This is a genomic window from Micromonospora sp. RTBAU3-60 (assembly GCF_054963695.1).
Genome location: NZ_JBUEGB010000009.1, coordinates 26,354 through 39,616, shown reverse-complemented (window position 1 = coordinate 39,616; position 13,263 = coordinate 26,354). Strand labels below are relative to the sequence as shown.

13 protein-coding genes are annotated in these 13,263 nt (G+C 73.8%); 7 read left to right on the top strand and 6 right to left on the bottom strand.

Going from position 1 to position 13,263, the window contains the following annotated elements:
* Positions 1-75 precede the first annotated feature (75 nt).
* Entirely contained in the window at positions 76-660 is a 585-nt protein-coding gene (locus tag ACY34I_RS11445; RefSeq protein ID WP_462754667.1) for a type III secretion system chaperone family protein, read from the top strand.
* Between the two features lie 90 nt (positions 661-750).
* Here ACY34I_RS11445 and ACY34I_RS11440 read toward each other — a convergent pair whose 3' ends face one another.
* From ACY34I_RS11440 to ACY34I_RS11430, 3 genes are all read right to left on the bottom strand, one after another.
* Complete coding sequence (locus tag ACY34I_RS11440) at positions 751-1,140, bottom strand: globin (protein ID WP_462754857.1); 390 nt, start codon at positions 1,138-1,140, stop codon at positions 751-753.
* An 83-nt stretch (positions 1,141-1,223) separates the two neighbouring features.
* Positions 1,224-2,588: an MFS transporter gene (locus ACY34I_RS11435; RefSeq protein ID WP_462754665.1), complete on the bottom strand. Its 1,365-nt coding sequence runs from the start codon at positions 2,586-2,588 to the stop codon at positions 1,224-1,226.
* Positions 2,589-2,837: 249 nt separating this feature from the next.
* On the bottom strand, positions 2,838-3,878 hold the full coding sequence (locus ACY34I_RS11430; protein ID WP_462754854.1) for a mechanosensitive ion channel family protein: 1,041 nt from the start codon (positions 3,876-3,878) through the stop codon (positions 2,838-2,840).
* Between the two features lie 297 nt (positions 3,879-4,175).
* Between ACY34I_RS11430 and ACY34I_RS11425 the strand changes: the two genes are divergently transcribed.
* Complete coding sequence (locus ACY34I_RS11425) at positions 4,176-4,715, top strand: HNH endonuclease (RefSeq protein WP_462754664.1); 540 nt, start codon at positions 4,176-4,178, stop codon at positions 4,713-4,715.
* Positions 4,716-4,736: 21 nt separating this feature from the next.
* On the opposite strand, the gene ACY34I_RS11420 is transcribed toward ACY34I_RS11425, so the two are convergent.
* The 3 genes from ACY34I_RS11420 to ACY34I_RS11410 all read right to left on the bottom strand — a co-directional run bounded on the left by ACY34I_RS11420 (position 4,737) and on the right by ACY34I_RS11410 (position 7,047).
* Positions 4,737-5,510, bottom strand: coding sequence for a class F sortase (locus ACY34I_RS11420; RefSeq protein ID WP_462754852.1), 774 nt, complete (start codon positions 5,508-5,510; stop codon positions 4,737-4,739).
* Between the two features lie 465 nt (positions 5,511-5,975).
* The gene (locus ACY34I_RS11415) at positions 5,976-6,485 is read right to left on the bottom strand and encodes a hypothetical protein (RefSeq protein ID WP_462754662.1); all 510 of its coding nucleotides are present in this window, start codon (positions 6,483-6,485) and stop codon (positions 5,976-5,978) included.
* 91 nt (positions 6,486-6,576) lie between these two features.
* Positions 6,577-7,047 carry an Lrp/AsnC family transcriptional regulator gene (locus tag ACY34I_RS11410; protein WP_148797087.1) on the bottom strand — a complete coding sequence of 157 codons (471 nt, stop codon included), beginning with the start codon at positions 7,045-7,047 and terminating at the stop codon, positions 6,577-6,579.
* 140 nt (positions 7,048-7,187) lie between these two features.
* Here ACY34I_RS11410 and ACY34I_RS11405 point away from each other — a divergent pair, with 140 nt between their 5' ends.
* The 5 genes from ACY34I_RS11405 (at position 7,188) to ACY34I_RS11385 (ending at position 13,217) form a co-directional block, all read left to right on the top strand.
* Positions 7,188-8,072 (top strand): tryptophan 2,3-dioxygenase, encoded by an 885-nt coding sequence (locus tag ACY34I_RS11405; RefSeq protein WP_462754661.1) that lies wholly within the window; start codon positions 7,188-7,190, stop codon positions 8,070-8,072.
* Between the two features lie 19 nt (positions 8,073-8,091).
* Positions 8,092-9,393, top strand: a complete 1,302-nt coding sequence (gene kynU, locus ACY34I_RS11400) for a kynureninase (RefSeq protein WP_462754660.1) — start codon at positions 8,092-8,094, stop codon at positions 9,391-9,393.
* On the top strand, positions 9,390-10,721 hold the full coding sequence (locus tag ACY34I_RS11395) for an FAD-dependent oxidoreductase (protein ID WP_462754658.1): 1,332 nt from the start codon (positions 9,390-9,392) through the stop codon (positions 10,719-10,721). The genes kynU and ACY34I_RS11395 overlap by 4 nt, the downstream gene beginning before the upstream one ends.
* Before the next feature lie 20 nt (positions 10,722-10,741).
* Positions 10,742-12,223, top strand: a complete 1,482-nt coding sequence (locus ACY34I_RS11390) for a 2-hydroxymuconic semialdehyde dehydrogenase (RefSeq protein WP_462754851.1) — start codon at positions 10,742-10,744, stop codon at positions 12,221-12,223.
* Between the two features lie 196 nt (positions 12,224-12,419).
* Positions 12,420-13,217 carry a 2-keto-4-pentenoate hydratase gene (locus ACY34I_RS11385; RefSeq protein WP_462754657.1) on the top strand — a complete coding sequence of 266 codons (798 nt, stop codon included), beginning with the start codon at positions 12,420-12,422 and terminating at the stop codon, positions 13,215-13,217.
* Positions 13,218-13,263 lie beyond the last annotated feature (46 nt).

The following is a 13,263-nucleotide window of genomic DNA, read 5'->3' as shown; positions in this document are numbered from 1 at the left end:
GTCCGGGTACCGTCCATGCTCGGATCCAACGCACCGTAGGCGGCTGGATCCGCTGGGGAGTGAGGTGCGCGAGCGATGCCGTGGTGGTCATGGCGCCCAGGTGCCGCCGGTGGCGGCGACCCGGAAACTCGAAGCGGGATCACAGTGGAGGACACCGTCCGGGTCGGACCACCGACCCCCCGCCAGCCGGGGGACGACACGCCGGCCGCCGAGCGGTCCGTGATCGCGGACATGCCGGCAACCGTCGCCCCGGTCACCCTCCGCCGGGTCTGCGACGCACTCGACCTGCTCGATGTGCGCTACCTGGCCGACGGTGGGGGCAACCTGCTGGCCATGTGGGAGCGGCACGCGGTGCTGGTCACGCTGGAGGGCCCGGACGACGAGATCCTGGTGATGCGGGCCCGTCCACACGCGACGGTGCCGCCGGACTGGGCCGACCGCGCCTACCGCGTGGTCAACGAGTGGAACCACACTCGACGGTTCTGCAAGGCGTACATCGGCGACCCGACCGAGCGCGGTCAGCTGCCGATCTACGCGGAGCTCCAGGTCCCGCTCGGCGCCGGCACCCACGACGCGCTGCTGGTCGAGATGCTCGACTGCGGGTCGGCGGTGGCCACCAGCTTCGTGGACTGGCTGCACGACGAGGGTGCCCTGCTCTGACCGCGCCGGCCCGGGCCCCGGGCCCGGGCCGCGCCGCGCGGTCGGCCGCCACCTGCCGTTCGGCCTGGCCCTCGGCGGCACCCTCGGGCGTCAGGCCCCGGCGGTCGGGTCCTCCATGACGTTGACCATGAAGTACGCCGCCCGCTCCAGGTAGTCCCAGAGTGCGCCGGCAATCTCCGGTGGCAGGTCGACCCGGTCGACGGCCCGCCGCATGTGGCGCAGCCAGGCGTCCCGTTCCGCCGCCCCGATCCGGAACGGCGCGTGCCGCATCCGCAGCCGCGGGTGGCCGCGCTGCTCCGAGTAGGTGTGCGGGCCGCCCCAGTACTGCATGAGGAACAGGGTCAGCCGGTCGGCCGCCGGGCCGAGGTCCTCCTCCGGGTACATCGGCCGCAGCAGCGGGTCGTTGGCCACACCCGCGTAGAACTCGTCCACCAGCTTGCGGAAGGTGGGTTCGCCGCCGACCGCCTCGAAGAGGGTCATCGACTCGCCTGGGGAAGTCACCCTTCCATCCTGCCAGGTGCCGGCGGCGCACCGGCGCCGCCCACCGCCCGGCGGGAGTCAGCTCACCCCACCGCGTGCCGGCGCCGGCCCCGCTCGCCGATCACGCCCGGCATGGCCGGGGTGTGCGGGTTCCGGCCGGTGGCGGCGACCGAATCGGCCTCGGCCGCCGCGACGGTCGCGGCCACCGTCTCCGGGCGCGGCCAGGTGAGCACCGCCAGGAGCATCAGGCCCACCCCGGCGGCGCTCCACACGCCCACCACCGCGGGGATGGCGAACCGCTCGGAGAGCGCTCCGGTGGCCAGCACCGCGCCGCCCTGGATGATCTGCGTCCCACTGGCCATCACACCGAACGCCCGGGCCCGGTAGCCGTCCGGCAGGGCGCGGACGAAGAGGCCGTTGGCCACCGGCAGCAGCCCTCCCACCGCGAAACCGCAACCGGCGGCGAGGAGCGCCACCAGGAGCGGCGGCGGGTCGAGCAGGGCGGGGACGAGCGCCGCCGGGGCGAGGACCGCCAGCGGGCGGATCAGCGCCACCCGGCGGGCCGGGGCGACGAGCCGACTGATCAGCAGCCCGCCGAGGATGTAGCCGACCGGGTTGGCCGCCATGATCACCGCCTGGGCGGTGCCGGCGTCCAACGCGCCGTCGGTGCGCTCGGCCGCCCACGCGGCGGCCAGCCCTTCGGGCACGATCGAGAAGACCACCGCGCTGAACACCACCACGGCGATGGCCCGCAGGACCGGCTGACCGAAGACGATGCGGAAGCCCTCACCGGTCTCCCGCAGCAGGTGGCTGCGGTGCGCGGCGGTCATCGCGGGCGGCCGGTCCCGGACGCCGAGCCGGACCAGGGCGGCCGACAGGCCGAAGGTGGCCGCGTTGATCAGCAGGGCGGTGGTCGGGTCGATCGCGGCGATCGCCGCGCCCAGCAGGTAGCCGACCACCTGGGCGGCCTGGGCGGTGCTGGTGGTGACCGACAGACCGATCACCAGCCGGTCGCCGGTGAGGATCTGCGGCGTCAGCGCGGACCGGGCGGCCTGGCTCGGTGGGTTGGCCAGGGTGGCGACGAAGATCAGGGCGAGGAGCGCCCAGGGGGGCATCCCGGGCACGGCCACCAGCGCCATCAACGCCATCCGGATGACGTCGCAGGTCACCATGACCTGCCGGTACCGATACCGTTCGGCGAGCGCGGAGAGCAGTGGGCCACCGATCAGCCAGGGCAGGTAGCTCGCTGCGAACGCAGCGGCGGAGAGCGCCACCGATTCGGTCTGCTGGTAGACCAGGACGGTGACCGCGGCCTTGGCGAGGTAGTCGCCGACCCAGGACAGCGTGCTGGCGGTGAAGAGGGCGCGGAACTCCGGCTGGCTGAACACGTCGCGGAAGGTGGCCGAGCCCTCCTGGGCGGGTCGCTCGTCGGACACCGTCGCCTCCATCGTCCCCGGCCCGACCACTCGTGATGGACCGCCCGGGAACCGTCGTCAGGTTTACGGATCAGCGAGGACACGAGCACGCTCCCAGCGGGAGCGTGTGCACCGGATTCTGCCCGATCGTCTGACAGCTGGCTAGGGTGAACGGATTGATCGTCGCATCTCCGACTGAACGAACGGACGATACCCGAGGGGCCGCTCGGCGCGCGACCCCCCGACAACGGCCCTCCCGCCGGGACCGGCTGGCGACCCGCCTCAGGTCGCCCCGCCGGTGCCCGTCTCCCCGGGAGCCGGCAGGTTGGTCGGCAGGCCCGGGTAGAGCCGGGCCGCCGCGATCCGGGCGGTGATGCCGGAGTTCTCCAGCGCCTCGGCCAGCCGGCGGCGCAGCTCGCGGCCGACCGCGAACTGCCCGTCGGCGGTCGTCTTGACCACCGTGCGGATCACCGCCCCGTCCACCGTCATCTGTTCGACGCCGAGCACGTCCGGCGCCTCGACGATCTGGGGCGCCAGATCCGGGTCCATCGCCACCGAGGCCGCCGCCGTACGCAGCACCGCGGTGGCCTCCTCGGTGCCGGCGAAGCCGATCGGCAGGTCCACCACCACCAGGGCCCAGCCCTGGCTCTTGTTACCGACCCGGACGATCTCGCCGTTCCGGATGTACCAGAGCACGCCCCGGCCGTCCCGGACGGTGGTGACCCGCAGGCCCACCGCCTCCACCACGCCGGTCGCCTCGCCCAGGTCGACGGTGTCGCCGACGCCGTACTGGTCCTCGATCAGCATGAACAGGCCGGCGATCAGGTCCTTGACCAGGCTCTGCGCGCCGAAGCCGAGGGCGACGCCGGCGATGCCGGCGCTGGCCAGCAGCGGGGCCAGGTCGAAGCTGAACTCCTTCAGCACCATCAGCAGCGCGATGCCGAAGATGAACGCGGTGACCATGCTGCGCAGCACCGAGCCGATCGCCTCGGCACGCTGCCGCCGCCGCTCCGGGACGAACTCCTCCGGGTTCGCCGCGGCGCTGGGGATCCGCTCGCGCAGCGGCTTGAGCAGGGTGGGCACCGCGGTCTCGGTGCTCGTCCGGACCAGCCGGTTGATGGTCCGGTGCAGGGCCCAGCGGGCGGCGGCCGCCAGCAGCAGGATCAGGATGATGCGCAGCGGCTTCAGGACGATCCAGTAGCTGCCCTCGGCGAACCAGGTCGAGTTGGTCAGCTCCAACACCTGCTTGCACAAGGGGTCGCTTCGGCAGTCGGCGGACGGACTCGGGCCGGGGTCCGGCGCGGCGGCCAGGACGCGGAGCATCAGGTCGGCGGTACTCACCCTGCTTTCGTACCGCAAGGCTCCTGGGCGTCCGCTGCTGACCCACCGCGACGCGGGCCAGGCCACTGGCCATCCGGAGGGAACCGCCCATCGTGGCACGGGCCACGAAAGGTTCATGAGGGTACCCCGGATTAGTACGTGCAATCCGGGGTCCGATCAGGGACGATGGGCGCAGCGGACGTCGGTGATTCCGGCCGGCGTCGGTGCGGCTCCCCGCGGCCTGCGGGGCACCCCCGGCGCGACAGCGGCAGGAGCGGCTGGACCGGGAGGGTGAGCACGATGCCTGACATACGACCCACGGCGGGCTCCGGTGCACTCGTTCTCAACGCCACCTACGAGCCGCTGTGTGTCGTGTCGGTGCGTCGCGCCGCGATCCTGGTGCTCTCCGCCAAGGCCGTCTGTGTCGCCGACGGCGACGGCATCCTGCACAGCGCCCGCAACGCGCTCCCGGTCCCCTCGGTGGTCCGGCTGACCCGCTACGTCCGGGTGCCCTACCGCACCCACGTCGGGCTCTCCCGCCGGGCCGTCTTCGCCCGGGACGGCTGGCGGTGCGCCTACTGCCGCGGTCCGGCCGAAACCATCGACCACGTCTTCCCGCGCAGCCGGGGCGGCCGGCACGCCTGGGAGAACGTGGTCGCCGCCTGCGCCCGGTGCAACCACACCAAAGGCGACAAGACCCCGGCCGAGCTGGGGTGGCGGCTGCACTGCATGCCGGCGGCCCCGAAAGGGACGGCCTGGCGGGTGCTCGGCCACCGGGCGCCGGATCCGCGCTGGGCGGACTGGCTGGACCTGCGCGAGCCCGAGCCCGAGGCCGCCTGAGCCCGCCCGGCCGGGTGCGGCTCACGGGCCGCGCGAGTCGACCAGGGACGCGTAGACCACCAGGTTGTCGGCGTATCCGGTCGCGCCGCCCACCCACCGGCCACCGCAGGTGATCAGGCGCAGGTTCGGCCGGCTGAAGTCGCCGAAGATCTCGTTCACCGGCAACCGCTCCTTGCCGTACCGCTGCACCGAGGTGACCTCGAAGACGGCCACCGAGCGGTCCTCCCGGGTCACCTCGACCCGGTCGCCGTCGTCCAGCTTCTTCAGGTCGTGGAAGACGGCCGGGCCGGTGGTGGTGTCGACGTGCCCGACGATCACCGCCGGGCCGTTCTGCCCCGGGGTCGGCCCCTGGTCATACCAGCCGGCCTCGCCGGCCCGCTCCAGGGCCGGTACGGCGATGCTGCCGTCCTCGGCGATGCCGACCCGGTGCACCGGCGCGCGCAGCCCGAGCTTGCTGATCGTGATGTCCGTCGGCGGGCTCGCCGCCAGCACCGGGAACTCCTTCGGCGGTGGCCGCAGCCCGGCGAAGAGCCGGTCCGGCAGCACGGTCACACCGGTCACCCGTTCCACGCCGAGCATCGCGATGATCAGCACCATCAGCGTGCCGATGACCAGCACCGGGACGCCAGGGCCGCGCCGGGCCGCGTACCGCCAGCGGGCCGCGCTCCGGGTGGGCCGGACCGGCGCGGCACGGGTCCGCGGGTCGGCGGTGGCGACGCTGGCCGTGGCGGCCTGACCGGCGGCGTGGGTGAACCGACGGGTCGCCCGGGTCACCAGCCGCAGCGAGGTCCGCAGCCGGCTGCCGGTCGCCCCGGGCCGGGTCCGGCGGTGGTCCCGGTTCGCCCGCGGCCGGACGTTCCGCACGTGGCCCACGCCCCGGACCGGCCGGGTGCGGCCCCCGATCCGCCGGGCGCGGCCGTCGCCCTGGATCCTGCCCTCCGGGCGGGTCGGCGTGCCGCCGCCGATCCGGGTGGTGCGGCCGTCGCCCTGGATGCGGGCGCTGCGGCGCCCGGTCCGGGCGGACGGGATGCGGCCGTCGCGACGGAGCCGTCCGGTGCGGCCGTCGCCCTGGATCCGCGGCGTGCGTCCCCGACCGTCGACCCAACCGTCAGGTCCGCCCGGGCGGGCCGGCGCGGGTGCGCCCCGCACGGTGCCGGCGCCACCCCGGCCGTCGCCGCGGATCCGCGTGGTGCGGCCGTCGTCCCGGGTGTCCGGCTGCCGGCCGGCTCGGGTCCGTGGGCGGGCCATGGCCGCACCTCGTCAGAAGCGCGACCCGGGCCTGCGGCGGGCCCCCACGCCGGCCACCACCGCCACCGCGACCAGCCCGGCGACCAGCAGCAGCGAGCCCGCGCCCCGGCCGCCGGCCGTGCCGCCGCCGCCGGTGGCCGGGCCCTTGCTGGGCTGGGCCATGTTCAGCACGGTGAGCACGGTCGAGGCGGTCTTCCCGTTGGAGCAGCGCAGATCGACCGGGAAGTCACCGGCCTCCTTGTTGCCGGGGATGGTCACCGACCCGGTGAGGAAGCCGTTGTCCGGACGGAGCATCACCCGTCCGAAGGCGTCCGAGTTCACCTCGGCCTGCCGGTTGTTCGCGTTGTCGCAACTCGCCCGGATGCTCACCCGGGTGCCCGCCTGCGCGGGATTCGGCGTGACCTCGACGAAGACGTTCTCCCCGGCGCGGGCCGGGGTGGCGGTCATCAGGACGAACACCCCGACCAGGGCGAGCACGCCCAGTACGGCGGACAGGGCGCGGTGTGACACGAGCCCTCGCATGGTTCCCCCCTCCCGGTGCGGCGCACCGGAATCCTGCTGACGGGCAGTGCCGGCTGCTTTCCCGCTGGCTCGGGGGCAAACCCGGGGCGGATCAGCGGCGGCGCCCGGGCGGGGGCGAACCGGCGGGCCGGAGCGGGGTGACCGGGTGCCAGTCCAACGGGGTGGAGAGCACCATCGTGCTGGACGGCTGGCCGTACGGGGCGAGCCGGTCGATGAGCCGCTCGAACTCGTCGATCGAGCCTGCCGCGACCTTGAGCATGCTGCACGCGTCCCCGGTGATCCGGTGGATCTCCATGATCTCCGGCCAGCCCGCCACCTCGGGGTCGTTGAGGATGCAACGGGACCCGTAGCAGGACATCCGGATCATCGCGACCACCGTACGGCCGGCCCGGGTCAGGTCCACGTGCGCGTGGTAGCCGCTGATCACGCCGGACTCCTCCAGCCGGCGGACCCGCTCGGCGACGGCCGGCGGCGACAGGTGCACCCGGCGGGAGAGCTCGCTGAACGAGAGCCGGGCGTCGGCCTGGAGCTCGCGCAGCAGGGCCCAGTCCATGTCGTCCACTGCGTGACCTTTCTTTCGTGAACCCCGGAGCCGTGCGGCCTTCAACACGACAGGTCGAACCACCGTACCGCCGTTGAACAGGCATTCCATCCGCGGATCCGGTAGCGGGATCATGTCGTCTACCCCGCGTACCGAGGGAGATGACGGTGGAACAGACGACGGCGGTTCGTCCGGCCACCCCGCAGCAGCGGGCGGCCCGGGCGGCGCGCAACGGCGGCGAACCGACGCTGGAGTTCGCCGATCGGGTGCCCTACGACGCCTACGTGCGGGCGAGCACGCTGCACCAGCTGCAGCAGCCGCTCAGCGACGATCCGGGCGAGATGTCCTTCCTGATGGTCAGCCAGATCATGGAGCTGTACTTCGGGCTGACCTGCCACGAGCTGCGGCACGCCCAGCGGGAGCTGCGGGCGAACCGGATCTGGGACGCGCTGCCCCCGCTGCGCCGCGCCGCCCTGCACCTGGAGGGGCTGAACGCCGCCTGGCAGGGGTTGCGCTGGATGACCCCGGCCGACTTCAACCGCTTCCGCGACCGGCTCGGCGAGGGCTCCGGCTTCCAGTCCGCCATGTACCGGCAGCTGGAGTTCCTGCTCGGCCTGCGCGACCCGGCGCTGATCCGCCCGTTCCGGCGGCAGACCGAGGTGTACGCGGAGCTGACCGCCGCCCTCGCCGCGCCGAGCCTCTGGGACGACGTGGTCGCCCTGCTCGCCCGACGCGGCTTCGACCTCCCCGGCGAACTGCTCGACCGGGACGTGGCGACCGAGCACGAGGCGCACCCGGCGGTCGAGGCGGCCTGGGTGCGCATCTACGCCGACGGCGGCCCGGACAACCACCTGCGCCTGCTGGGCGAGGCGCTCACCGAGGTGGCCGAGCGGTTCGCCGACTGGCGCTGGCACCACGTCAAGGCGGTGCAGCGGACCATGGGCGCCAAGGTCGGCAGCGGCGGCTCGGCCGGGCTGGCCTGGCTGCAGCGCAGCATGGCCCGGGTGGTCTTCCCGGAGCTGTGGTCGGCCCGGACCGCGATGTGAGCGGAGAGAAGGACGGGCAATGACGAAAGACGAAACCGGGCCGCTGCGCTTCGACGAGGCCGAAGCTCTCCAGCTCGACGCCGCCGACCCGGGGCACCGGCACCTGTTCCACGTGCCCCCCGCCGAGGGCGGGCGATACCCCGAGGTGGCGTACCTGGCCGGCAACTCGCTGGGCCTGCAACCCCGGGCCACCCGGGACGAACTCCTCGCCGACCTGGACGCCTGGCGGCGGCTGGGCGTGGAGGGGCACCTGGAGGCGGAGCGGCCCTGGCTGCCGTACCACGAACTGCTCACCGCCCCGGCCGCGCGACTGGTCGGCGCGCTTCCCGCGGAGACCGTGGTGATGAACTCCCTCACGGTCAACCTGCACCTGCTGATGGTGAGCTTCTACCGGCCGGCGGGGGAGCGGACCCGGATCGTCATCGAGGACAGCGCCTTCCCCTCGGACAGCTACGCGGTGCGCAGCCAGGCCCGGTTCCACGGCCTGGACCCGGACGCCGCCGTGGCCCGGCTGGCGCCGCGCCCCGGCGAGGACACCCTGCGTACCCAGGACGTCCTGGACTTCCTCGCCGCCGAGGGGCACACCGTCGCGCTGCTGCTGCTCGGCGGCGTCAACTACCTGACCGGCGAGCTGATGGACATTCCGGCGATCACCGCCGCCGGCCGGGCCGCCGGCGCCGTGGTCGGCTGGGACCTGGCGCACGCGGTCGGCAACGTGCCGCTGGCGCTGCACGACTGGGACGTCGACTTCGCCGCCTGGTGCTCGTACAAGTACCTCAACTCGGGGCCGGGCGCGCTGGCCGGCGCCTTCGTCCACGAGCGACACCTGGGCGACCCCGGCCTGCCCCGGTTCGAGGGCTGGTGGAGCACCGAGGCCGCCACCCGGTTCGAGATGACCCCGGTCTCCCGGCCGCCGGCCACCGTCGAGGCGTGGCAGATCTCCAACCCGCCGATCTTCGCGATGGGGCCGGTGCGTACCTCGCTGGAGCTCTTCGACTCGGTCGGCCTGCCGGCGCTGCGCGAGCGCAGCCTCCGGCTCACCGGCTACCTGGAGCGGCTGCTGGACGAGGTGACCCTCGACCGGCCGCTGACCGTGGTCACCCCGCGCGACCCGGCCCGTCGGGGCTGCCAGCTCTCCGTGCGGATCGGGGTGGGCAGCGCCAACGAGCTGACCAAGCGGCTGCGGCACGAGCACGGCGTGCTCGCCGACGCGCGGGAGCCGGACATCGTCCGGTTCGCGCCGGTGCCGCTCTACTCGACGTACCACGACTGCTGGCGGGTCGCCGACGCGCTGGCCGCGACGGTGGAGAAGGAGTCATGAGCGAGCGCGACGAGATCGCCGTGGTCGGGGCCGGGCTGGCCGGCTGTCTGCTGGCCTGCTACCTGGCCCGGCGCGGCTATCCGGTGGCCCTCTACGAGCGGCGACCGGACCCGCGTAGCGGGCGGGTGGAGCGGGGTCGCTCGATCAACCTGGCGCTCTCCGAGCGCGGCCTAGACGCGCTGCGCCGGATCGGGCTGGAGCAGCAGGTGATGGCGGACGCGCTGCCGATGCGCGGCCGGATGATCCACCCGGTCGAGGGGGAACCGCAGTTCCAGTCGTACAGCGGCTCCGGTGACCGGGCGATCAACTCGATCAGCCGGGGCACGCTGAACAACGCCCTGCTCAACGCCGCCGCCGCGTTGCCGGGCGTGCGGATCGCCTTCGACCACCGGCTGGTCGGCCTGGACCCGACCACCGGTGAGATGACCTTCGAGACCCCGCAGGGCAAGGTCACCGCCGCCGCGTCGGTCGTCCTCGGCACCGACGGCGCCGGCTCCGCCGTGCGCGGGCAGCTCCTCGGGTACGGCGCGCTGACCGAGAGCCTGGACTTCCTCGACTACGGCTACAAGGAACTGACCATCCCGCCGATCGGCGGCGAGTTCGCCCTGGACCCGGGCGCGCTGCACATCTGGCCGCGCGGCACCTCCATGATGATCGCGCTGCCCAACCCGGACCGCTCCTTCACCTGCACGCTGTTCTGGCCCACCCACGGCACGGCGAGCTTCGCGTCGCTGGGCAGCCCGGCCGCCATCGAGCGGTACTTCCGCACCCACTACCCGGACCTGGTCCCGCTCGCCCCCAACCTGGTGGACGACTACCAGCACAACCCGATCGGCGTGCTCGGCACGGTCCGCTGCACCCCGTGGCAGGTGGCCGGGAAGGTGGGCCTGCTCGGCGACGCGGCGCACGCCATCGTGCCGTTCTACGGCCAGGGCGCGAACTGCGCCTTCGAGGACGTGGTCGAGCTGGACCGCTGCCTCGACGAGTGCGCCGACGAGTGGGCGGCGGCGCTGCCGCTGTTCCAGCAGCGCCGGCAGGCCAACGCCGAGGCGATCGCCCGGATGGCGCTGGCCAACTTCGTGGAGATGCGGGACAAGGTCGCCTCGCCGGTGTTCCAGACCCGCAAGCGGATCGAGCACGCCCTGGAGCAGGCCCTGCCCGGCCGGTACGTGTCGCAGTACGAGCTGGTCTCCTTCTCCACCACCCCGTACGCCGAGGTGCGCCGCCGGGTGCGCCGGCAGTACCAGGTGCTCGGGGCGGTCGCGGCCGGCGCGGTGGCGGCGCTGGCCGGTGCGGCGATGGTGGTCGGCAGAGGGAGGCGGCGATGACGCTCTGGGATCCCCGGCTGATGGCCGGGCAGGCGCCGGACGGGCCGGGTCTGCTGCGCAACTTCGTCGGCGGCGAGTTCGTCGCCGACGGGCGGCGGTTCACCAAGCGCAGCCCGGTGACCGGCGAGCCGGTCTTCGAGGTGGTCGAGGCCTCCTCGTCCACCGTGGACGACGCGGTCGCCGCCGCGCGGGCGGCCCTGCGCGGGCCGTGGGGCCGGATGGGGGAGCGGGAGCGCGCCGAGGTGCTCCGCCGGGTCGCCGACGAGCTGGAACGCCGCTTCGACGACCTGGTCGCCGCCGAGGTGGCCGACACCGGCAAGGCCATCTCCCAGGCCCGTACGCTGGACATCCCGCGCGGCGCGGCCAACTTCCGGGCGTTCGCGGAGATCGTGGCGACGGCGCCGACCGAGTCGTTCACCACGGTCACCCCGACCGGGGGCCGGGCGCTGAACTACGCGGTCCGCAAGCCGGTCGGCGTGGTCGCGGTGATCGTGCCGTGGAACCTGCCGCTGCTCCTGCTCACCTGGAAGGTCGCCCCGGCGCTGGCCTGCGGCAACGCCGTGGTGGTCAAGCCCAGCGAGGAGACCCCGGCCTCGGCCACCCTGCTCGCCGAGGTGATGGCGGCGGCGGGCGTACCGGAGGGCGTGTTCAACCTGGTGCACGGCTTCGGCCCGGACTCGGCCGGGGAGTTCCTCACCCGGCACCCGGGCGTGGACGCGATCACCTTCACCGGGGAGTCCGCCACCGGCAGCGCCATCATGCGGGCCGCCGCGGACGGGGTGAAGGCGGTCAGCTTCGAACTGGGCGGCAAGAACGCCGGCCTGGTCTTCGCCGACGCCGACCTGGACGCCGCGGTCGCCGGGTCGGTCCGGTCCAGCTTCACCAACGGCGGCCAGGTGTGCCTCTGCACCGAGCGGATCTACGTGCAGCGGCCGGTCTTCGAGGAGTTCACCGCGCGGCTCGCCAAGCGCGCCGACGAACTGGCGTACGGCTGGCCGGCCGACGCGGCGACGGCGAACATGCCGCTCATCTCGCACACCCACCGGGACAAGGTGCTGGGCCACTACGACCTGGCCCGGGCGGAGGGCGCCGAGGTACGCGCCGGGGGCGGGGTGCCGCGCTTCGGCGACGCCCGCGACGGCGGCGCGTACGTGCAGCCGACCGTGCTGACCGGGCTCGGGCCGGACGCCCGCACCAACCGGGAGGAGATCTTCGGCCCGGTGGTCCACGTCGCCCCGTTCGACACCGAGGAGGAGGCGTACGCCCTGGCCAACGGCACCGACTACGGCCTGGCCGCGACGGTCTGGACCCGCGACGTGGGCCGGGCGCACCGGGCCGGGTCGCGGCTGGACGCCGGCATCGTCTGGGTCAACACCTGGTTCCTGCGCGACCTGCGCACCCCGTTCGGCGGGGTGAAGGCGTCCGGCATCGGCCGGGAGGGCGGCGTGCACTCCCTCGACTTCTACTCCGAGCTCACCAACGTCTGCGTGGACCTCACATGAGCGAGCGGAGCGAGCGAATCATCCGGCTCAGTAGCGCGGGGCCTCGCGCCGCCGCAGAGCGAAGCGAGGCGGTGGCGTGAGCGCGCATCCCGGGCAGAATGGCCGGCATCGTGAGCGCGAGGAGCGAGCCGGGGGCGCGAGCCCCGCAGTCGCGAACCGTCGTGAGCGTCGTCAGCGAGCGCAGCGAGGAGCGGGGATGACCACTGTCGACATCGAGGCCGCGAACCGGGAACTGGCCGTGGCCCGGCAGGAGGAGAAGCCGTGTCCGCCCCTGCGGGGCCGGCTGCTGCCGGAGGGCGACATCGAGGCGGCCTACCAGGTGCAGCAGGTGTACACCCGGCAGCGGCTCGGCAAGGGCCACCGCCGGGTGGGGGCGAAGATCGGCCTGACCTCCCGTGCGGTGCAGGAGAACTTCGGCGTCTTCCAGCCCGACTTCGGGGTGCTCTTCGACGACATGGCGGTCGGCGACGGCGTCGAGGTGCCGATGGGCCGGCTGCTCCAGCCCCGGGTGGAGGCGGAGATCGCCTTCGTCCTGGGCGCGGACCTGCCCGACGAGCGGGTCACCACCGTCGACCTGATCCGGGCCGTGGACCACGTGCTGCCGGCCATCGAGATCGTCGACTCGCGGGTCGCCGGGTGGGACATCTCCATCGTGGACACCGTGGCGGACAACGCCTCCAGCGGACTCTTCGTGCTCGGCACCGCGCCCCGCCGGCTCGCCGACGTCGACCTCCGGCTGTGCGGCATGGTGCTGGAGCACGCCGGGGAGCCGGTCTCGGTGGGGGCGGGCGCGGCCTGCCTCGGCAACCCGCTGCACGCGCTGGAGTGGCTGGCCGGGACGATGGCCCGCGCCGGCGACCCGCTGCGGGCCGGGGACGTGGTGCTCTCCGGCGCGCTCGGCCCGATGGTGCCGGTCACCCCCGGCGCGGCGTACGAGGCCCGGATCTCCGGGCTCGGCTCGGTCCGGACCTGTTTCTCGAAGGAGACGCGATGAGCGAGCGTCAGCGAGCGAATCATCCACGCAGCCTGGTGGTGCCGCT